Below are 19471 nucleotides of genomic sequence, written 5' to 3'. Positions count from 1 at the left end.
CCGGGCCCACCGCCATGCTCGAAGTCATTGGAATAGACCATATCTACATCTCGGTGAGCGATCTCGCCCGGGCCGAAACCTTTTACGACCAGGTCATGTCGATCCTGGGGTTCAGGAAGAACTCGTTTACGCTCGACGGCGCCCTTCACATCCAGTATTTCAACCGGCACTTCGGTTACGTCCTGCGTCCGGCCAAATGCAAATCTCCCTACGATCCGTATGCCCCGGGGTTACATCACCTCTGCTTTCGTGTCGACGATGCGGCGGACGTGGATGAAGCAGCCAGTAAGCTGCGAGCAGCGGGGATCGATGCATCCGGATCCAGGCTCTACCCGGAATACGCACCGGACTATCATGCGACCTTTTTCAACGATCCGGATGGCTTGCGATTGGAAGTGACCAACTTCCGGGCTGAGCGCAGGCAACGGCACGACGAATGGGACAATCTGGCCTGAAGCCACGGGCCGCCTCAGCTCTTGGCTTTCCAGTGCGGGGGGTAGGTCTTGTCGTAGTATGGCAGTGCTTCGACGCGCTTCATCCACGCCGCGATTTTCGGTCCGATCGCACTGCTTACGTTCAGATCCGTTTTTTTCTTTTCCATGCGCAGGCACAGCGCGATGATCGGATAGAGCGTGAAATCCGCCGCAGATAATTCGCCGGCGAACCAGCCGCCGCCCAGATAACCTTCGAACGTGTCCAGTTCCTTGAGGAAAGTTTCGCGGCCCGCCGCTATTTCCTGCAGGTCCCATTTTTCCTGCTTGGTGAACAGGACTTGATCAACCAGCCGTTCCAGCGCGTGCGCAAGATACTCATCGGCCTCGCGCACCAGCCGGCGAATGACGGCGCGCTGCCCGACGCTGCCGGGAAAAAGCCTTTTACCGGCTGAGTATTGCTCGTCCAGGTATTCGACGATTGCCGCCGACTCATAGAGAGAGAAATCGCCATCGGCGATCGTCGGCACCTTGTGCCGCGGATTCATCGCCAGATATTCCGGCTTGGTGAGATCGCCGGCGGAGAAGGAAATCATCTTGAGTTCGTAGGCAATCGCCTTATGCTCCAGCGCGAGCCACACGCGCCATGCGTAGGGGGATCCGGAGCCGTAGTAGAAGGTCAGCGCCATGGTGTTTCCGTGATTAGTGGTCAGTGATAGGTGACTGGTGAAAGCCCGGTCCGGGCAGCGCGTACAATTTTGCCCTTGGCCCACATTACGTCAATTTTGCATCCAGATGGACCCGATCGTCATCCAGGCAATGGGCAAATGGCCGGACGTTCCGAACGTCTACGGATGGCTTGAGCTCGATCGTCGGGGGAGCTGGCTGATCAAGGGCGATCGCATTGCCAATGCGGGCGTAACGGCATTCATCGGGCGCAACTACGCCGCCGATAAACGGGGCCGCTGGTTCTTCCAGAACGGCCCGCAGCGGGTCTTCGTTACGCTTGAATACACGCCGTTCGTCGTCAACACCGCAAGCGACGCATCCACGGCGTTTGAAACGCATATCGGACAGCCTATCGGAAAAGTCTCGGGCGCCTGGATCGACGAAACCGGCTCGCTGCTGCTGCGCTGGGGAACGGGGCTGGGGGTTATGAACGATCGCGATCTGGCGATGGTGTCGGGCTTATTCACCGACCTGCACGGCAAACCGATCAGCGACGCCGTGCTGGCGCGGGCTTTCGACGCCGAAGCACGCCGTCACGCGACCGGTGTATACGTCGACTACGCCGGCAGCCGGGTGCCGATCGGCCGCATCCAGGCCGGCGAAGTCGCGCAGAAATTCGGCTTCGACCCGACACCGAGGCCAGCCGAAGGCGAACCCGAATGCTGACTAGCTGGCCAAGGGCCAGCGATAGGAGCGTTGACGCAGAGGACGCAGAGGACGCAGAGGAAAGGCAAGAAAGGTCGCAGAGAAAATCGGATTGATCGGAATTTAAAGGAGTAGGTGTTTTTGGTGCGGCTGGCCATTCATCCGCGTGCAGGCATCAGATCGCCCATTGGCTCCACCTCCCGGTTTCGTTCTTGTTTTTCCTCCGCGTCCTCTGCGTTCCTCCGCGCCCTCTGCGTCAACGCTTCTGATGCCGGCCTTGGGTCGGCTAGCCTTTCACCCGTTTCGCGGTAAACGACTCTTCGACGTGGTCGCGGAAATAGCTGACGATCGAAGGCGCGCTCATCAATCGGCGGTGGACCTCCGCGGAAACGCCCGAATACTGGTTGACCCGGCCGTCATTGAATTCCACCTCGAGCACGCGATTGCGTTCGTCGTAGCCGACCGACCGGATCGAACTGGAGCTGACTTTTTTTCTATCCATGCATCCTCCCCGGCTATCTTTTTTGCTAGAGGATATACACGGCGAGCAGCAACAGCGCATAGCCGGCAATCAGCAACCACTCGTGGTAGTGGTTGACCAGGCCGAGCGCGGCGCCGACATAAGGAAAGTGCCCGAGCGGCACGAACACCCCGATCAGCGCGAGGACGAAAATCACGAGGCAAAGCAAACCGGTTTTACGACTGGGTGCTTTCATGTTTTTTCCCGTTCGTCATCTCACTTCGATGTCGCAACTCGGGCGGCGTCTCGCTGCCGCAATGACAAAGCGGCGTACATGTCACGCCGCCTTGCCCATTTTTTTCGATGATTCTTGCATCATCCCGACGCGATCCGGGTGCCCGTCCGAACCACTTATCCGCCGGGATTTTCCTCGATTTTTGAAGTGCTTAGCGTTCAGCTTTCAATAGGAAAGAAAAATCCCTCTCGTCCCGTTCGGGACAAGAAGTGAGTGTTAGGAACTTACCCCGCCTCCCGTCTCTTGATCGGCGAGGGTTGGCCTTCTAAATCCTAACTGAACCGCACCTTCACAGGTGCAGGTCTTATGTGTACTGCAAATCCCAAAGCTCGCGGCTCAGTGCCTGGTATCCGTCGCGGATGCAGATTGCCCGCGAGCATATGGGAAGCTTAGTTAGGCCGGTTGCCGGCTACCGGAAACGGCCAGGCCGCCGGTGCGGAAACGGGCTTCGGTGCCGCCGGCGCTGCCGTAGCAGCGGGCTTGGCGGCAGGCTTCTTCTTGGAGGCCTTCTTCGCCTTCTTTTTGGCGGGCTTCTTCGCCGCCTTCTTTGCCTTCTTTTTAGCGGGCTTCTTCGCCTTTTTCTTTGCGGCCTTTTTCTTGGCCGGGCGCTTAGCAGCCTTTTTTGCGGGCTTCTTCGCAGCCTTCTTCGCCGGCTTCCGCGCTACCTTCTTCGCAGCCTTTTTGGCGGGCTTCTTCTTCGCGGCCTTTTTGGCGGGCTTCTTCTTCGCTGCTACTTTCTTAGCGGGTTTCTTCATTGCCTTTTTCTTTGCTGCCATTTCTGTATCTCCTAATGAAAGTTAAACAAAGGGCACTACCAGCACTTCAAAGAAGGATTCTTCTCCGTGCCAACCGCCAATGCCCGAACCCGCGCCATGCAAGCCGCATGTCCGGTCATCAGGCAGTTCTGCTGGCCGTGTACCTGACTTCCGGTACACAGCGCGATTCTTGAGGGAACAAGGAATAGCGGCCGAAGAGAAGAAAACTTCATCGTCGGCCAGGGACCAAAAACGAAAGGGAAATGAAACCTTGGGCCGGGGGCTCATGGCTCCCAGCCTGGCGCCGCGACCTGCAGCAGATCGGCACGCGTTTCGTGATGAATAAAGTACAGCTTTGCCCGATTTACCCATTCAGCCTGTCAAATGCGCCGCCCCTGATACAGGTCGATGACGACGCGGGTGTCACAGAAATCTTTTCGGCCCCGAAGATCAATCCCAATTCAGGGCTCCGCCCGTCTGATACTCGATCACACGGGTCTCGAAGAAGTTTTTCTCTTTTTTCAGATCGACCATTTCCGACATCCACGGGAAGGGATTATTCGCCCCGGGGAAGAGCGGATCAAGGCCAATCTGTTGCGCGCGGCGATTGGCCACGAAGCGCAGGTATTCCTTGAACATCGGTGCGTTCAGGCCAAGCACGCCGCGCGGCATGGTGTCCTCGGCATAACGGTATTCGAGTTCGACGCCTTTCTGGATCAGGCCGCGGATTTCCTCGCGGAATTCCGGCGTCCACAGGTGCGGATTCTCCATCTTGATCTGGTTGATCAGGTCGATGCCGAAATTGCAGTGCATGGACTCGTCGCGCAGGATGTACTGGTACTGTTCCGCGGCCCCCGTCATCTTGTTCTGGCGGCCGAGCGCCAGGATCTGGGCAAAACCGACGTAGAAGAACAGGCCCTCCATGATGCAGGCGAACACGATCAGGCTCTTCAGAAGCTGCTGGTCGGTTTCCGGGGTGCCGGTCTTGAATTCCGGGTTCGTGAGGGTCTCGATGAACGGGATCAGGAACTCGTCCTTCTCGCGAATGCTGGAGACCTCGTGGTAGGCATTGAAGATCTCGCCTTCGTCCAGGCCGAGACTTTCGACGATGTACTGGTAAGCGTGGGTGTGGATCGCTTCCTCGAATGCCTGGCGCAACAGGTACTGGCGGCACTCGGGAGCGGTGATGTGCCGGTAGGTACCGAGCACGATGTTGTTCGCCGCCAGGCTGTCGGCGGTCACGAAGAAGCCGAGATTGCGCTTGACCACCAGGCGTTCATCCTCGGTCAGACCGTTCGGGTCTTTCCACGTGGCGATGTCCCGGCTCATGTTGATTTCCTGGGGCATCCAGTGGTTGGCGCAGCCGGAGAGATACTTATCCCAGGCCCATTTGTATTTGAACGGCACCAGCTGATTGACGTCGGCCTTGCCGTTGATGATGCGCTTGTCCTCGACGCGTACACGGCGCAATGCCGCGTCGGCGGACGTGGCGCTGCCGGCTGCGGAGACGCGCGCCGGCGGAACATTCACGACGGGCTGCAATCCAGCGCCGCCGATGCTCGGGATGTGATCTTCAAATTGCAACATCGATGGTTCCTTTATAAATGTTATCGGTGGAATGTCAAATACTTCTTTGATATTCGGTCGCAATGCGACCCCTTTGTTGTCCGTTAGCCACGATGAAAGATGCATAGATCCCGTCATCGCATCAAGAATGTCTCAACTCCGCCGCAACGACCGCGCCGCAAAAGCGGGGCGTCCGATCCCGTCACGGGTGCGGCGCAGCCAGAAAGTCAGACGCCGTCTCGCAGTCGCATTGACCCGATACGCCACCTTCACTGCCGGGCCTCGCAAGCCGGGTTATGGTTTCGGCCGTGCTGCGCGGATCGAGCCAAGTTAGCCTTCAGCGCAATCGAGAACGCCGGCCCGGCCATTACTGGCAGGCCTCGCATTCCTCCGGGCTGTGGCTCCCGCCGCTCTTCGAGCTTAACTTGCCAAGGCAAGTTAGCGTCCGCCGCAATCAAGAACGCCGGCCCGGCCATTACTGGCAGGCCTCGCATTCTGGATTGTCAATTGAGCAAAACTTGGCTTCCTCGGCCGGCGCTTCGGCCGTGCCCGGACCCGTTGCACCACCATCGGTCGGCACGGCGTTCAACTGGCCGCCGCGCGCGGTCGACTTTTCCGTCGACGTCGCACCGAGGGTACGCAAGTAATAAGTGGTCTTGAGGCCGCTCTTCCAGGCCAGCTTGTAGGTGTCATCCAGCTTTTTGCCGGAAGCGCCCGCCATATATATGTTGAGCGACTGGGCCTGGTCGATCCATTTCTGCCGCCGCGAACCCGCCTCCACCACCCAGGCCGGGTCGACCTCGAAAGCCGTGGCATAGAGGCTGCGGATGTCCTGCGGAATGCGGTCGATCCTGGCCAGGCTGCCGTCGAAATACTTGAGGTCAGCAATCATGACTTCATCCCACATGTTGAGCTTTTTGAGGTCACGGACCAGGTATTCGTTGGTCACCGTGAACTCGCCAGACAGGTTGGATTTCACGTACAAGTTCTGGTAAGTCGGCTCGATCGAAGCCGAGACGCCGACGATATTGGCAATGGTCGCGGTCGGTGCGATCGCCAGGCAGTTGGAATTGCGCATGCCGAACTGGCGGATGCGGGCACGCAGCGGCTCCCAGCTCAGCGCCGACGAATCTTCGACTTCGACGTAGCCATCGCGCTCCTCGGCCAAAAGCTTGAGCGAATCCTGCGGCAGGATGCCCTTGGACCAGAGCGACCCGTCATAAGTCGAGTAACGGCCGCGTTCCTCAGCCAACTCGGTCGAGGCCCAGTAGGCAAAGTAGGCCACCGCCTCCATCGAACGATCGGCGAATTCCATGGCGTCCTTGGAGCCGTAAGCCACGCGCATTTCGTGCAGGCAATCCTGGAATCCCATAATGCCGAGACCCACCGGACGGTGCTTGAAATTGGCGTTGCGTGCCTTGTTGACGGCGTAATAGTTGATGTCGATCACGTTGTCGAGCATGCGCATGGCGGTCGACACCGTATTCTTCAGCTTGTCCTGATCGAGCCTGCCGTCCTTGATGTGGGCCACCAGGTTGACCGAACCCAGGTTGCAGACCGCGATTTCGCTGTCCGAGGTATTGAGCGTGATCTCGGTGCAGAGGTTGGAGCTGTGCACCATGCCGACGTGCTGCTGCGGGCTGCGGATGTTGCAGGGATCCTTGAAGGTGATCCAGGGATGCCCGGTCTCGAACAGCATCGTCAGCATCTTGCGCCAGATGGTCAGGGCCGGTAGGCGCTTGAACAGCTTGAGCTCGCCTGTCCTGGTCTTGCGTTCGTATTCGACATAGGCAGCTTCGAAATCCCTGCCGACCCTGTCGTGCAGGTCCGGCGCATCGGCGGGCGAGAACAACGTCCACTCCCCGGCCTCCATGACCCGCTTCATGAACAGGTCCGGAATCCAGTTGGCGGTGTTCATGTCGTGGGTGCGGCGACGGTCGTCGCCGGTGTTCTTGCGCAGCTCGAGGAATTCCTCGATGTCCAGGTGCCAGGTTTCCAGGTAGGAGCAGACCGCGCCCTTGCGCTTGCCACCCTGGTTGACCGCTACCGCGGTGTCGTTCACGACCTTAAGGAAGGGAACGACACCCTGCGACTTGCCGTTGGTCCCCTTGATATGGGAGCCGAGCGCACGCACCGGCGTCCAGTCATTGCCGAGCCCACCGGCGAACTTGGACAACAGGGCGTTTTCCTTGATGGCGTCGTAGATGCCTTCCAGGTCGTCAGACACCGTGGTCAGGTAGCAGCTCGACAGCTGCGAGCGCTGGGTGCCGGAATTGAACAGCGTCGGCGTCGAGGACATGAAATCGAAACTCGAAAGCACGTTGTAGAACTCAATGGCACGGGACTCGCGTTCGACTTCGTTGATGGCGAGGCCCATCGCCACGCGCATGAAAAAGGCCTGCGGCAACTCGATACGCCGATCGCTCATGTGCAGGAAGTAACGGTCATAGAGCGTCTGCAGGCCCAGGTAACCGAACTTGAAATCGCGGTTGGCATCCAGTGCCGCACCCAGCGACCGCAGGTCGAAACGGCTCAGGCGCTCGTCGAGCAAACCGGCATCGATGCCGCGTTTGATGAATTGCGGAAAATAGTCGGAATAGCGGGAATGCATGCCGGCCTGGGTAACCTCCTCGCCCAGAACCTCGAAACGCACGCTATTAAGCAGCAGGCGCGCAGTGACGTAGCTGTACGCCGGATCCTTCTCGATCAGGGAGCGGGCGGCCAGGATGGTGCACTTGCGCACTTCGTCCATGGGCACGCCGTCGTAGAGATCCTTCAGCGTCATCTGCAGGATCACGCCCGCATCGACCGAACGGCCCAGACCTTCGCAGGAATCCTTGATCAGCGCAGTCAGCCGCTCCATTTCGAGCGGGCGGGTCTGCCCGCCTTCGACGACGTTGATACTTGGGATGGAGCTTGCCGCAGCGTGCGCCTCGCGATTCCTGGCGCGCTCGCGCGCCCGGTCTTCGCGGTACAGCACGTAAGCCCGCGCCACCTCGTGCTCGCCGGAACGCATCAGCGAAAGTTCGACCTGGTCCTGGATGTCCTCAATGTGGAAGGTGCCGCCGTTGGGCTGGCGGCGCATGAGAGCGTTGATAACGGCTTCGGTAAGACCTTCGACCATCTCGCGTACACGCGCCGACGCGGCACCCTGGCCGCCATTGATGGCGAGAAACGCCTTGGTCACCGCCACCGATATCTTGCCTGGCTCGAAGGAGACCACGGCGCCATTGCGCCGGATGACCTTGTACTGCGCATACCGCTGCTTTTCCTGGCTGGCGACGCTGTCTTCCGTGGAGTAGTTACCGGCCGGAACGGGTGTGGTCAGATTGCTGCCTAGTTGCATTTTTTCTCCCTCGAATATTCTTGTCGCTTAGAAGCAACCGCCGGCGCCGGGTAAGGATTTATACGAAACCACTAGATTTACTCGAAACCACTATATGTTGTGCCCAAGCTGATGCATGGAGACTAATTCTAGTAGCCTCACCAACCCTGTCAAGAAATTTTTATATTTAGAAATCAGAATGCTCGGTCGCATTTTTTTGAAGCGCGATGTGACGAAACGCGGCAGCAACGGAAATAACTTGCGACCCGCGAGGTCGCGTCAACGCGTTCCTGTTGAGGAAGGAGCGTGCGATTGTTGCGCAGCGCGCTGGAAATGCGTGGCGACTTGCACGGTCGAGAAGTGAATGTCCACCGCATCGGCAATGTTCCCCGCGTAACCGCCCGCCATCACGATCGCGACCGGCAGGCAGGCCGTGCGGCAAAGATCCAGAACCAGCGAATCGCGCGCAAGCCCTCCTTCGACAGCGCGAGCCGGCCCAGTCGATCACTGCGATAAGGATCGGCGCCAGCGAGATAGATCGCGAGTTCGGGTTGCGCCGCCGACAGCGCATGGCAGATGCCCCGTTCCAGTGCATCCAGATACTCGGCGTCGCCCGTGCCGTCTGCCAGTTCGACGTCGAGATCGCTAGCTTCCTTGCGAAACGGAAAATTCCTGGCGCTGCGGATCGAGAAGCGGAACGCATGATGCGTACCGCCGGCGAGATTTATCCCGATGCCTTCGTCCAGCGCGGCGCGGCAAGCTTCAATGGTGGCGCCAGCCGAGCGCCGTGAGCGTTCGACCATCTGCAGAAAGCCTATTTGACGCGCTTCAGCGCGCGTGAGTTCGCCGCTGACCACGCGCCGCAAATAACCGGCGTCATGGGCTCGCAGGATTTCCTCATCGGTCGCAGCATGCGGCTCGCGCAACGCCTCGCCGTCGGATAAACCCGCTCGCATCAGGCGTTAGCGCAGAAGTGAGTACTTCTGCATCGGAAAGCGATGACCGTCCGGAAGCGACAGCACGAAGTGATCGGTGTAGAAGATTTTCATGAGGGCGGTGATTGGTGACTCGTAACCGGTAAATACAACCCCAATCACCAGTTACTAATTACCAATCACCGCTCTTCGAGCATGGCTCGAAAGCGCGCCCAGTTGAAATGCGGTCCCGGGTCAGTCTTGCGTCCGGGTGGAATGGCGATGTCGGAGTGGCCGACGCAATCCCGGATCGGATACTCGCCCAGGAGCTCGGAGGCCAGCTTTGCCAGGATCGCGTACTGGGAATCAGCAAAGGCCCGATCATCGGCGCCTTCGAGTTCGACGCCGATCGAGAAATCGTTGCAGCGCCCGCGCCCTCGCCATTCCGATTTTCCGGCGTGCCAGGCGCGCAGACTGCAGGGCACGAACTGGATCAGTTCGCCGTCGCGCCGGATGAGGAAGTGGCTGGAGACCTTCGCGTCCGCAATCTGTCGGTAGTAGGGATGGACGTTTGGGTCGAGGCGGTTGGTAAACAGGTCGATGATGCCGGGGCCGCCGAACTGGCCGGGCGGCAGACTGATGTTGTGGACGACGAGCAACTCGATGACTGCGCCGTCCGGCCGATCATCGAAATTCGGGGAGGCAATGTAAGTGGCGCCGGCGAGCAATCCGGCAGCATCCAAACGCCAAGCCATTGGCTCCTTCATCCGGCAGGTGCGAAGCAGGAAGGCTGCGGGCCGAGTAACGTCTTATCACGAACCCCGGGCCTTATGGCCGAATACCCGTGCGAATACCCTGGCGAAGCCCGGAGTACCCTTTTAGCTAGGAGTACCCTTTTAGGCCGGTTATGGTCGAATACCCGTGCGGAGCTAGGAGTACCCATTTAGACCGGTATCCCGTGGAATCCGGTGGGCGAAGCTCGGCTCTTCTTCGATTCGTCCCTCGCCCCTCGCCCCTGCTTCAATTCAGCCCCAGCCGCTCCATCCGGTAGCGCATCGAGCGAAACGTGATGCCGAGCAGCTTCGCGGCCGCAGTGCGGTTGTAACGCGTTTTCTCGAGCGCTTCCAGAATGGCTTCCTTCTCGACGCGATCGAGATAGTCCTGCAGTGGCGCCTTGCTGTCCCCGCGGATCGCAGCGGCCTGCTCGTGCATGTCCTCGGGCGTGAGCTGCAGATCTTCGGCCGTGACCTTGCCGTCGCTGCACAAGGCCATCGCCCGTTCAAGCACGTTTTCCAGTTCGCGAACGTTGCCCGGAAAGTCGTATCGCTTGAGTTCCTCAAGCGCCTCGGGGGCAACCACGGGCTTTTTGGAGCCGGCGTTTCGCGCCAGTTTGTCCAACAAAGCGCCGACAAACTGCGGGATATCCTCGCGCATCTCCCGCAGAGCCGGCATGCGCAATTCAATCACGTTCAGCCGGTAATAGAGGTCATGACGGAATTTGCCGGCCTCGACACATTCGCCCAGCTTCTGGTGGGTCGCGCTGATGATGCGCACGTCGACCGGATCTTCCTGGGTCGCGCCCACCTTGCGCACCTTCTTCTCCTGAATCGCTCGCAGCAGCTTCACCTGCATCGGCAGCGGCAGGTCGGCCACTTCGTCGAGGAACAGCGTGCCGCTGTGGGCCGCCTGGAAGAAACCGTCCCGATCACTGTCCGCGCCGGTAAAGGCGCCTTTGCGATAGCCGAAGAACTCGGATTCCATCAGGTTTTCAGGGATCGCTCCGCAGTTGACCGGAACGAAAGGCTGGCTGCGGCGCGCGCCCTTCTGGTGGATAAGCCGGGCGGCGAGTTCCTTGCCGCTGCCGGACTCGCCGGTGATGTGTACCGGTGCTTCGCTGCGCGCCAACTTTTCGATCAGCTCGCGTACCTGCTGAATCGCGGCCGATTCCCCAAGCATCGATTGCTCGCTCGAGGACTTGGCGGCCGCAGGTTGCGGCAACGAAAGCGCGGATTTGACCAGGGTACGCAGTTGCTCGAGCGAAACCGGCTTGGCCAGATAGTCGAAAGCGCCGGCCTTCAGCGCCGCAACGGCATTTTCGGTATTGCCGTGCGCGGTGATCACCGCAACGGGGAGATCGGACAGATTGTCGGAGATGAACTGCACCAGCTCGAGTCCTTCACCGTCCGGCAAACGCATGTCGGTCAGGCACAGGTCGTAGTCGCCCGCCTGCACCTTCTCGATCGCGCCCTTGACGGTCGTGGCGCGCTCGACATCCAGTCCCATGCGCAGCAGGGTAAGCTCGATGAGTTCGAGGATGTCCTCTTCGTCGTCGACGATAAGCACCGACCGCGATGTCGTTCCCGCCTGCTGATCCTTACGTTTCACGCTGACACTCCTTTGCAGACCAGACTGAACTGCGCGCCGACCGGTCGCTCCACGTATTCGAGCGTCGCCGTATTCGCCTCGCAGATTTCGCGCGCGATGTACAGACCAAGTCCGGTGCCGCTGGACGCGGTGGTAAAAAACGGCTCGAACAGGTGCGCGCGCAGCGACTCGGCAACGCCCATGCCGTCGTCAATGACGTTCAATTCTACCGTACCCTGCCGCGGGCCCGATTGCACGGTCACGGCGATGCTGCCAGGCTGTTTCTGGCAGTAGCGCAATGCATTGCGGCACAGGTTCCACATGATCTGATTCAGGTGGCTGCGGTCGAACGAGATGGTAGCCTCGATCTCGGTTTCCACGCGAATGGTATCCGCAGGCACCTTTTCGATTTCGCAGAACTCCGCCACGAATGTCTCGAGGTAATCGCCCAGATCGAAGTGCTCGCGCACCGCGCGATCGCGCCGGTTCAGTTTAAGCACATCCTGGACCATGCGATCGAGGCGCTGGGCGTTGTCGTGGATGATCTGCAGCATGCGCGCATGGGATGGGCTGCGCAGCGCGGACTCCTCGAGCAGCAACTCGGTCGCGTGGTTGATGGCGGACAAGGGATTGCGGATCTCGTGAGCGATGTTGGCGGTGAGCCGGCCCAGCGACGCGAGTTTAAGCTGTTGCGCCTGCTGCTGCACGCGCGTCAGATCTTCCAGAAAGATGACAACCCCAACGTTGCGGCTGATGCCGGCCTGGACAAAGCGGGCCGCCGTAGGTTTGTGCGTCTGCACGGTGCGTAGCGGATCGAACCCGGAACTGGGATCGCGTCGCCATTGCCCAAGGCGCGCAGCCAGCGTGGGCGCGTAGTCCTGCAGGAGAACTTCGCGGTGCGAACGGCGCAGCGGGCCAAGGATAGCTTCCGCCCGGCTGTTGATCTGGCGAATCACACCGCGTTCGTCCACCACCAGCACGCCATCCTGCATGTCCTGGATCACCAGTTGATTCACCTGCGCCAGGTTGGCGAGATCGATTTCGCGCTGCGCCACGATCGCCTCGATCGCAACCGCGCGTTTGGCGAGCGAATGCGCCAGCCAGCCAGTGGCAAAAAACCCGATGCTCAGCAATCCGGCTTGCGCATATTGCGCCGTGGATCCCGTCAAAAACACTATTTGATAGGTCTGCTCCGCCAGAACGGCAATCGTGGCCAGCGCGGCAAAGAACAGCGTCAGTCTGCCTCGGCTAATCAGCCCTACCGCGGCCAGCGAAACCAGCAACAGCAGACCCAGTCCGCTGCCGATGCCGCCGCTGGCGTGCATCAGTACAGTGAGGAAGAGGATATCCGCGCAGATCTGCACGGTGAGCTGGATCGTGAAGTACGGCCGGCGCGGCAAGATAACGGCAAACGCCAGCAGGCTGAAGACGATATAGCCGACGTCGGTATAAAGATAGGCGTGGCGGCTGTTTGAGCCGAATGGAGCTTCGTCGCCCAGCGTCACGGCGACCGCCAGCAGCACCAGCGCCGCCGAAAGACGGTAGACATTGAAATAGAACAGCGAGCGCCAGAATGCGTCGCCGTAGTGCCGGCGCTCGACGGCAAAATCCTGGACTGGAAAAGTAACGCTGCTCATCGGCCGCGGGAACGATTGCGGCTAGCGCTTTCCGCCTTCCCGGTCGGCGAGATGCAAATGCTCCTTGCTGCAAAAGAAGTCGCCGCGGGAGGTAACGGCTTCGCTGGTCGGCAGATGCACGCCGCAGACCCTGCATCGAACCATATCTTCATCTTCGCCATGCTTCGATGCGGAGTGTGGCGGCGGTGCTTCACCCGATTTCTTCGCATGATTGCGCAGGAGCAGGTAAACGACTATGAAGACAGCGATGACGAGGAGGAATTTTGCCACGCGAACCTCGCAGCGCAGATGTTTGGATTGGTCGGGGTGAGAGGATTCGAACCTCCGACTCCTGCGTCCCGAACGCAGTACTCTACCGGGCTGAGCTACACCCCGACGGTGAGTTTCAGTAATTGCGGGTCACCGCAAAGGTCGCTAATTCTAGCAAACTATCCCTGTATTTTGAATCAGGCAGCACCGCGATTGCCTCGCGTGCCTCGCGCGCCGAATCCTCGGCCTGGGTGCGCGTGTAGTCAAGGGCCCCGGTCTCCTGCATTGTTTTCATTACGGGGTCGAAATCGCTCAAACCGCCATCGATGAGTGCATTGCGAATAATCCCCCCCTGCTCCGCGCTGCCATGGCGCATGGCATAAATGATAGGAAGAGTGGTCTTCCCTTCGGCAAGATCATCACCGAGATTCTTCCCCGTCTGGGCCAGATCTCCGGAGTAATCGAGGATGTCATCGACCAGCTGGAATGCCGTTCCGAGGTGCATGCCGTAATCCGCCAAAGCCTTTTCCCGGGCCGGCGGCACACCGGCGAGAATGGCACCGAGTCGCCCTGAAGCCTCGAACAGCTTTGCGGTTTTCGAACGGATCACGCGCAGGTAGTCCTGCTCGTTCACGTCGGCATTATGGACGTGCAGAAGCTGCATAACCTCGCCTTCGGCGATGGTATTGGTTGCATCGGCCAATACTTCCATGATCTGCATATTCTTCACGTCGACCATCATCTGGAATGCTCGGGAATAGAGAAAGTCTCCGACCAGAACGGCTGCCGCATTGCCAAACATCGAATTTGCCGTCGCGCGGCCACGCCGCATGTGCGAATCGTCCACGACGTCGTCGTGCAACAGCGTGGCGGTGTGGATGAACTCGACCACCGCAGCCAGCTCGTGATGATGTCGTCCGGCGTAGCCGCATGCTCCCGCCGACAGGATTACCAGTGCGGGCCGCAGCCGTTTGCCACCGCCGCCTATGATGTAATCGGCCACCTGCCGGATCAGCACCACGTCGGACTTCAGTCGATCACGAATGACGACATCGACCTGTTTCATGTCGTCGGCAATCAGGTCTTTGATGATTTCAGGGGTCACGAGCGGGGGTGAAGGCAAAGTGCGCGATGGTAGAAACTGCGCGGGAGAAGTGTCAAGGAAGCTGGGCGTATGATATAGCTGACTCGCCTCCTGTTTCAGATCGAGCCGGTCAAAACCCATTCGGCTTTACTAAGCCCTTCTTTTTTTGTAATATGCGCGGCTTTCCTCAAAAGCGTACCGAGGGCTCTATCATGTATGCGGTCATAAAAACCGGCGGCAAGCAGTACCGGGTTGCCCCGGGCGAAAAAATCAAGGTAGAACAGTTACCTGCAGACGTGGGCAGCCAGATTACCTTGGATGTCCTGATGATTGCCGACGGCGACAAGGTCTCGATCGGGGCACCGCTGGTAGTTGGCGCGTCCGTTCAGGCGACGGTCGTGTCTCATGGCCGCCACGACAAGGTGCATATTTTCAAGATGCGGCGGCGCAAGCATTATCAGCGTCACGGCGGGCACCGGCAGAATTACACTGAGATCCAGATCGGCACGATCTCGGCATAAGGAACCGCAGACCATGGCACACAAAAAAGCAGGAGGCAGTTCCCGTAACGGCCGCGACTCACAGTCCAAGCGCCTCGGCGTGAAGCGTTATGGCGGACAGGTGATTTCCGCAGGCAGCATCATCGTGCGCCAGCGCGGCACCCAGGTTCATCCCGGCGAGAACGTCGGCATCGGCAAGGACCACACATTGTTCGCCAAGATCACAGGCACGGTGGCTTTCGCGATCAAGGGCCCGTCCAGGAAAAAGACCGTCAGCATCGTGCCGGCGTAAGGTTTCCCGGATTTGGCAAGAAGCCCTATCGGTTCCGGTAGGGCTTTTTTATTTCCGGCTTGACGGCTTATGGTACGCATTGAATTATGAAATTCGTCGACGAATCCACTATCGAAGTGCACGCCGGAAAAGGCGGGGACGGAATCGCGAGTTTCAGACGCGAGAAATTCATACCACGCGGCGGCCCGGACGGCGGTGACGGTGGCCGCGGCGGCAGCATTCTTGCCGTAGCCGATCGCAATATCAATACGCTGGTCGAGTATCGCTATGCCCGCATTCATCGCTCGCGCAACGGCGAAAAAGGTCACGGGTCCGATTGCTACGGCAAAGCAGCAGACGACATCACTTTGCGTTTTCCCGTCGGCACCGTGGTAAGCGATATCGAGTCCGGCGAAGTGCTGGCGGACCTCTCCGTCGACGGCCAGACCGCAATGCTGGCCAAAGGCGGGCAAGGCGGCCTGGGAAACATCCATTTCAAGTCGAGCACCAACCGCTCGCCGCGCCAATGCACGCCGGGTACGCCTGGCGAGAGCCGCCGTTTGAAGCTCGAACTCAAGGTTCTGGCCGACGTCGGCCTCCTCGGCATGCCGAACGCCGGTAAATCCACCTACATACGCTCCGTGTCCGCGGCACGGCCGAAAGTCGCGGACTATCCCTTCACTACGCTGCACCCGAATCTCGGTGTAGTGCGCGTGGACGAAAACCGCAGTTTCGTGATCGCGGACATTCCCGGTCTGATCGAAGGTGCGGCGGAGGGTGCCGGCCTTGGCCATCAATTCCTGCGTCACCTGCAGCGAACCCGATTGTTGCTTCATCTTGTGGACATCGCACCGTTCGACGAGAACGCAGAACCTGCAAATGACGCACGCGCCATTGTCGAAGAGTTGCGCAAGTACGACGAGGCGTTGTTTCGCAAGTCACGCTGGCTGGTGTTGAACAAGGTCGACCTGATCGCGCCGGAGGAGCGTGACCAGAGGATCCAGGCTTTCCTGTCGGCGTACTCCAGCCTCGTTTCCGAACCCGAGAAAACCTTTATCATTTCGGCGCTCACCGGGGAAGGGGGGCGCGAGCTCACTTTCGCGATCATGGAACACCTGGAACGCAACGCCAGAATCGAAACTGCCGAGACCGCGGAAAACACCGGATGACCCGGAGCGCCGTACAGGAATGAAATCCATCGCGGCAGAAGCCAGGCGCCTGGTCGTCAAGGTCGGCAGCAGCCTCGTAACAAACGAGGGCCAGGGACTCGATCATGTTGCCCTCGCACGCTGGGCGGAACAGATCGTCGAACTCAAGCGCCGCAAGAAGGACATCGTGCTGGTTTCGAGCGGCGCAGTCGCGGAAGGCATGCAGCGCCTCGGCTGGAAGCGCCGCCCGAACGCGCTTCACGAGTTGCAGGCCGCCGCCGCTGTCGGCCAGATGGGTCTGGTCGAAGCCTACGAATCCTGCTTTCGCAAGCACGACTTGCATACCGCCCAGGTACTGCTGACACATGAAGATCTGGCGGATCGCAAGCGCTATCTGAATGCGCGTTCGACGCTGCGGACGTTGATTGACCTCGGCGTAGTCCCGGTGATCAACGAAAACGATACCGTTGCCACCGACGAAATCCGCTTCGGCGACAACGACACGCTGGCAGCGCTGGTCACCAATCTGATCGAGGCGGACGCCCTGGTCATCCTGACCGATCAGCCCGGACTTTATACCAAGGATCCGCGTCGCCATCCCGATGCGGAACTGGTCAGTGAAGCCAAGGCCGGCGATCCCGCGCTGGAGAAAATGGCGGGAGGCGTCGGCAGCCACGTCGGCAGCGGCGGCATGCTGACGAAAGTTCTTGCAGCGAAACGTGCTGCGCGCAGCGGGGCGGCCACTATCATCGCGTCGGGACGCGAACCAGATGTGCTGGTGAGGCTGGCCTCAGGCGAAGCGATAGGCACGCAACTGATCGCGGAAACAATGACACTGGCGGCACGCAAACAATGGATGGCGGATCACCTGCAGGTGCGCGGCAAGCTCAAACTGGACGATGGCGCCGCCCGGGCGCTCAAGACCGAGGGAAAAAGCCTCCTGCCGATCGGCGTATTCGAAGCGACGGGTGAATTCGAACGCGGCGAGGTTGTGAGCTGCATGGATTCGAAAGGCCACGAAATCGCGCGTGGACTGGTGAACTACAATTCGGCCGAGACGCGCAAGATTCTCAAATCGCCGAGCCATGAAATCGAGGCGCGGCTCGGCTATGTTGACGAGCCGGAATTGATCCACCGGGACAATCTGGTTTTGCTCTGAGAGCAAAACCAGATTGCGGCGCAGGCTAACTTGCTTCAGCAAGTCCAGTCCGCAGGACGGACGGCTCACCGATTCTTGTCGGTAATGTTGTTGAGCGGATTGCCCTTCAGATTGGCAATCAGGTCTTTCTCGTTTCGCCCGGCAATCGCCTCGATGTCACAGAAGTAATCCTTGTACAAGGTAAAGCGAAAATCCGCGCTCGATCTTTCTATCCGGCGCCATTGCGAATCGCGCGCCTTTGTCCATTCGCCGCTCCTGATGCCGTAAGCATAGACCTTGAACTCCGAGGTCTTGCAGCGCAGGCCTTCATAGCTCGTATTGAGTGCGCCGGATGGTGATTTGATCACTGCGCTGTAGCGCACGACCCGGTCCGGACCGATCGCTATCGACTTGATATCTACGTAATAGCGATTATTCGAATTACGCCGCAACCGGAACTCGGTGAGATCGGACTCGCCGGGGTATGGCGGCAACTCGACATCAGCCTCCCTGAAATCCTTTTCTTCGATCACGCCGCCGACGTTCTTCGGCATGCCGCGCTGAGACGATTTCACGTTCGGTGGCGTGCTGCTCCCGCACCCCGCAATGACGAACGAGAGGAAAGCGATGACCAGCCAGCGCGCGCGCGCGGTGTGGCGCACCCTCATCGGTAAACGTGATCCCGCGTCAGCGGATGGGGCACCGAACCATCCGGCAAAGACTTCGTTCCGAGTATCTGGAATATGGAGATCCAGCCGCGATCGAAGGCGTGCGCCGAACCGGCCATGTAGATGCGCCAGATGCGGTACATCTTCTCGCCGACGATGCGGCGCGCTTCTTCCTGTTTCGCCTCCAGCCTGCCGACCCATTCCCACAGGGTCTTTGCGTAGTGCGGCCTGAGGCATTCAGCGTCCCAGGGTTCCAACCCCTGTTCCGACATTTCCGACAGAACGCGTGAGACGTGCACCAGCTCACCCCCGGGAAATACGTACTCCTCCACAAAATCCCCGATACCGCTGCCGAGCTCGGCATCTTCCAATGAATTGGTTGTGATGCCGTGGTTCATAACCATCCCGCCGGGTTTGAGCAGCCGGAAGATTTTCCCGAAATACGCCTTGAGATTGCGCTTTCCCACGTGCTCGAACATGCCGACGCTGGCGATTTTGTCGAAGGGCTGACCCTCACCCACATCCCGATAGTCCATCAGCCGCACTTCGCAGCGGCCTTCCAAACCCAACTCCCTGATGCGCTCGGTCGCATAGGCGTGCTGTTCGTCCGACAACGTGATGCCGAGCGCCTTGACGTTGTATTGCCGGGTCGCCCACAGGATCAAACCGCCCCAGCCGCAGCCAACATCGAGGAATCGCTCGCCGGGCTTGAGATCGAGCTTACGGCAGATGAGATCGAGCTTCTGCTCCTGGGCGACGTCGAGCGTATCACCGGACTTCTTGAAATAGGCGCACGAGTAGACGCGGTTCCTATCGAGCCACAAACCATAGAAATCATTGCCGACGTCATAGTGGTGCTGGATGTTCTTGCGATCGGCCGGCCGGGTATGCCGCCACCACTTCCAAATGTTCGAACGATTGCTGTAAGGGGTCGAATCTCCGGAGACCAGTCCTTCGCCAAGCCGGATGGTCTCGCGAATGTCACCGTCCAGGTCAAGCTGGCCTTCGACGTATGCCCTGGCGATCCCGCCCAGGCTGGGATTGGCGAGCGACATCAGCGCCTTCGGGGATTTCACCGTCAAGCGCAAATGCGCGTCCGGACCGGATCGGATGGTGCTGCCGTTCCAGAGGGTCATGCTGATGGGGAGGCGTACACGCTTCAGGCGGTCCTCAAGCATGCCGATCATGCGGGATTCCAGCATCGTGCTCCTCGTAGTTCGGTTTCCGAAAAACCAACGGCGACCCGAAGGTCGCCGTTATTGTACTGGTTAGACCGACGAATCAGAAAACCG

At 59.6% G+C, this 19471-nt stretch carries 19 protein-coding genes, 1 tRNA gene and 1 pseudogene; 7 read left to right on the top strand and 14 right to left on the bottom strand.

Annotated elements, in window-relative coordinates; genetic code table 11:
• The first annotated feature begins 14 nt into the window (after window positions 1-14).
• Window positions 15-455 (top strand): VOC family protein, encoded by a 441-nt coding sequence (locus HY067_10255; GenBank protein MBI3528339.1) that lies wholly within the window; start codon window positions 15-17, stop codon window positions 453-455.
• A gap of 14 nt (window positions 456-469) precedes the next feature.
• Here HY067_10255 and HY067_10250 read toward each other — a convergent pair whose 3' ends face one another.
• A complete protein-coding gene (locus HY067_10250; protein ID MBI3528338.1) occupies window positions 470-1120 on the bottom strand; it encodes a glutathione S-transferase family protein in 651 nt (216 codons plus the stop codon).
• A 106-nt stretch (window positions 1121-1226) separates the two neighbouring features.
• On the opposite strand from HY067_10250, the gene HY067_10245 reads away from it, so the two are divergent.
• Window positions 1227-1826 (top strand): DUF2946 family protein, encoded by a 600-nt coding sequence (locus HY067_10245; protein ID MBI3528337.1) that lies wholly within the window; start codon window positions 1227-1229, stop codon window positions 1824-1826.
• Window positions 1827-2091: 265 nt separating this feature from the next.
• Here HY067_10245 and HY067_10240 read toward each other — a convergent pair whose 3' ends face one another.
• Complete coding sequence (locus HY067_10240) at window positions 2092-2307, bottom strand: KTSC domain-containing protein (protein MBI3528336.1); 216 nt, start codon at window positions 2305-2307, stop codon at window positions 2092-2094.
• 25 nt (window positions 2308-2332) lie between these two features.
• Window positions 2333-2521: a hypothetical protein gene (locus HY067_10235; GenBank protein MBI3528335.1), complete on the bottom strand. Its 189-nt coding sequence runs from the start codon at window positions 2519-2521 to the stop codon at window positions 2333-2335.
• 441 nt (window positions 2522-2962) lie between these two features.
• Between HY067_10235 and HY067_10230 the strand changes: the two genes are divergently transcribed.
• The gene (locus HY067_10230) at window positions 2963-3361 is read left to right on the top strand and encodes a hypothetical protein (GenBank protein MBI3528334.1); all 399 of its coding nucleotides are present in this window, start codon (window positions 2963-2965) and stop codon (window positions 3359-3361) included.
• A 404-nt stretch (window positions 3362-3765) separates the two neighbouring features.
• Here the strand turns inward: HY067_10230 and HY067_10225 are convergent, their stop codons facing one another.
• From HY067_10225 to ispB, 9 genes and pseudogenes are all read right to left on the bottom strand, one after another.
• Entirely contained in the window at window positions 3766-4902 is a 1137-nt protein-coding gene (locus HY067_10225; GenBank protein ID MBI3528333.1) for a ribonucleotide-diphosphate reductase subunit beta, read from the bottom strand.
• A gap of 454 nt (window positions 4903-5356) precedes the next feature.
• Complete coding sequence (locus HY067_10220; protein MBI3528332.1) at window positions 5357-8227, bottom strand: ribonucleoside-diphosphate reductase subunit alpha; 2871 nt, start codon at window positions 8225-8227, stop codon at window positions 5357-5359.
• A gap of 258 nt (window positions 8228-8485) precedes the next feature.
• Window positions 8486-9255: pseudogene (locus tag HY067_10215) on the bottom strand (histone deacetylase).
• A gap of 65 nt (window positions 9256-9320) precedes the next feature.
• The gene (gene ampD / locus HY067_10210) at window positions 9321-9887 is read right to left on the bottom strand and encodes a 1,6-anhydro-N-acetylmuramyl-L-alanine amidase AmpD (protein ID MBI3528331.1); all 567 of its coding nucleotides are present in this window, start codon (window positions 9885-9887) and stop codon (window positions 9321-9323) included.
• Between the two features lie 253 nt (window positions 9888-10140).
• Window positions 10141-11463 carry a sigma-54-dependent Fis family transcriptional regulator gene (locus HY067_10205; GenBank protein ID MBI3528330.1) on the bottom strand — a complete coding sequence of 441 codons (1323 nt, stop codon included), beginning with the start codon at window positions 11461-11463 and terminating at the stop codon, window positions 10141-10143.
• Between the two features lie 38 nt (window positions 11464-11501).
• Complete coding sequence (locus HY067_10200) at window positions 11502-13121, bottom strand: PAS domain-containing protein (GenBank protein MBI3528329.1); 1620 nt, start codon at window positions 13119-13121, stop codon at window positions 11502-11504.
• A gap of 21 nt (window positions 13122-13142) precedes the next feature.
• The gene (locus HY067_10195; GenBank protein MBI3528328.1) at window positions 13143-13391 is read right to left on the bottom strand and encodes a hypothetical protein; all 249 of its coding nucleotides are present in this window, start codon (window positions 13389-13391) and stop codon (window positions 13143-13145) included.
• Window positions 13392-13419: 28 nt separating this feature from the next.
• Window positions 13420-13496 (bottom strand) — tRNA-Pro (locus HY067_10190).
• Between the two features lie 10 nt (window positions 13497-13506).
• Complete coding sequence (gene ispB / locus HY067_10185; GenBank protein MBI3528327.1) at window positions 13507-14475, bottom strand: octaprenyl diphosphate synthase; 969 nt, start codon at window positions 14473-14475, stop codon at window positions 13507-13509.
• Between the two features lie 191 nt (window positions 14476-14666).
• Here ispB and rplU point away from each other — a divergent pair, with 191 nt between their 5' ends.
• From rplU to HY067_10165, 4 genes are all read left to right on the top strand, one after another.
• Window positions 14667-14975, top strand: coding sequence for a 50S ribosomal protein L21 (gene rplU, locus HY067_10180; GenBank protein ID MBI3528326.1), 309 nt, complete (start codon window positions 14667-14669; stop codon window positions 14973-14975).
• 13 nt (window positions 14976-14988) lie between these two features.
• Window positions 14989-15246, top strand: a complete 258-nt coding sequence (rpmA, locus tag HY067_10175; GenBank protein MBI3528325.1) for a 50S ribosomal protein L27 — start codon at window positions 14989-14991, stop codon at window positions 15244-15246.
• 86 nt (window positions 15247-15332) lie between these two features.
• The gene (gene obgE, locus HY067_10170) at window positions 15333-16394 is read left to right on the top strand and encodes a GTPase ObgE (protein MBI3528324.1); all 1062 of its coding nucleotides are present in this window, start codon (window positions 15333-15335) and stop codon (window positions 16392-16394) included.
• Between the two features lie 19 nt (window positions 16395-16413).
• Entirely contained in the window at window positions 16414-17532 is a 1119-nt protein-coding gene (locus tag HY067_10165) for a glutamate 5-kinase (protein ID MBI3528323.1), read from the top strand.
• 65 nt (window positions 17533-17597) lie between these two features.
• Here HY067_10165 and HY067_10160 read toward each other — a convergent pair whose 3' ends face one another.
• The gene (locus HY067_10160; protein MBI3528322.1) at window positions 17598-18179 is read right to left on the bottom strand and encodes a CNP1-like family protein; all 582 of its coding nucleotides are present in this window, start codon (window positions 18177-18179) and stop codon (window positions 17598-17600) included.
• Entirely contained in the window at window positions 18176-19381 is a 1206-nt protein-coding gene (locus HY067_10155) for a class I SAM-dependent methyltransferase (GenBank protein MBI3528321.1), read from the bottom strand. Before HY067_10155 ends, HY067_10160 begins: the two co-directional genes overlap by 4 nt.
• Window positions 19382-19471: the final 90 nt, after the last annotated feature.

The sequence above is a fragment of the Betaproteobacteria bacterium genome, from assembly GCA_016194905.1.
Lineage (GTDB): Bacteria > Pseudomonadota > Gammaproteobacteria > Burkholderiales > JACQAP01 > JACQAP01.
The sequence above is the reverse complement of the archived record's forward strand: the minus strand, read 5'-3'. Positions and strand labels throughout refer to the sequence as shown.

Coding starts and splice junctions, on each gene's coding strand:
- HY067_10255 (MBI3528339.1), top strand. CDS start 15: ATGCTCGAAGTCATTGGAATAGACCATATCTACATCTCGGTGAGCGAT.
- HY067_10250 (MBI3528338.1), bottom strand. CDS start 1,120: ATGGCGCTGACCTTCTACTACGGCTCCGGATCCCCCTACGCATGGCGC.
- HY067_10245 (MBI3528337.1), top strand. CDS start 1,227: ATGGACCCGATCGTCATCCAGGCAATGGGCAAATGGCCGGACGTTCCG.
- HY067_10240 (MBI3528336.1), bottom strand. CDS start 2,307: ATGGATAGAAAAAAAGTCAGCTCCAGTTCGATCCGGTCGGTCGGCTAC.
- HY067_10235 (MBI3528335.1), bottom strand. CDS start 2,521: ATGAAAGCACCCAGTCGTAAAACCGGTTTGCTTTGCCTCGTGATTTTC.
- HY067_10225 (MBI3528333.1), bottom strand. CDS start 4,902: ATGTTGCAATTTGAAGATCACATCCCGAGCATCGGCGGCGCTGGATTG.
- HY067_10220 (MBI3528332.1), bottom strand. CDS start 8,227: ATGCAACTAGGCAGCAATCTGACCACACCCGTTCCGGCCGGTAACTAC.
- ampD (MBI3528331.1), bottom strand. CDS start 9,887: ATGAAGGAGCCAATGGCTTGGCGTTTGGATGCTGCCGGATTGCTCGCC.
- HY067_10200 (MBI3528329.1), bottom strand. CDS start 13,121: ATGAGCAGCGTTACTTTTCCAGTCCAGGATTTTGCCGTCGAGCGCCGG.
- rplU (MBI3528326.1), top strand. CDS start 14,667: ATGTATGCGGTCATAAAAACCGGCGGCAAGCAGTACCGGGTTGCCCCG.
- rpmA (MBI3528325.1), top strand. CDS start 14,989: ATGGCACACAAAAAAGCAGGAGGCAGTTCCCGTAACGGCCGCGACTCA.
- obgE (MBI3528324.1), top strand. CDS start 15,333: ATGAAATTCGTCGACGAATCCACTATCGAAGTGCACGCCGGAAAAGGC.
- HY067_10165 (MBI3528323.1), top strand. CDS start 16,414: ATGAAATCCATCGCGGCAGAAGCCAGGCGCCTGGTCGTCAAGGTCGGC.
- HY067_10160 (MBI3528322.1), bottom strand. CDS start 18,179: ATGAGGGTGCGCCACACCGCGCGCGCGCGCTGGCTGGTCATCGCTTTC.
- HY067_10155 (MBI3528321.1), bottom strand. CDS start 19,381: ATGCTGGAATCCCGCATGATCGGCATGCTTGAGGACCGCCTGAAGCGT.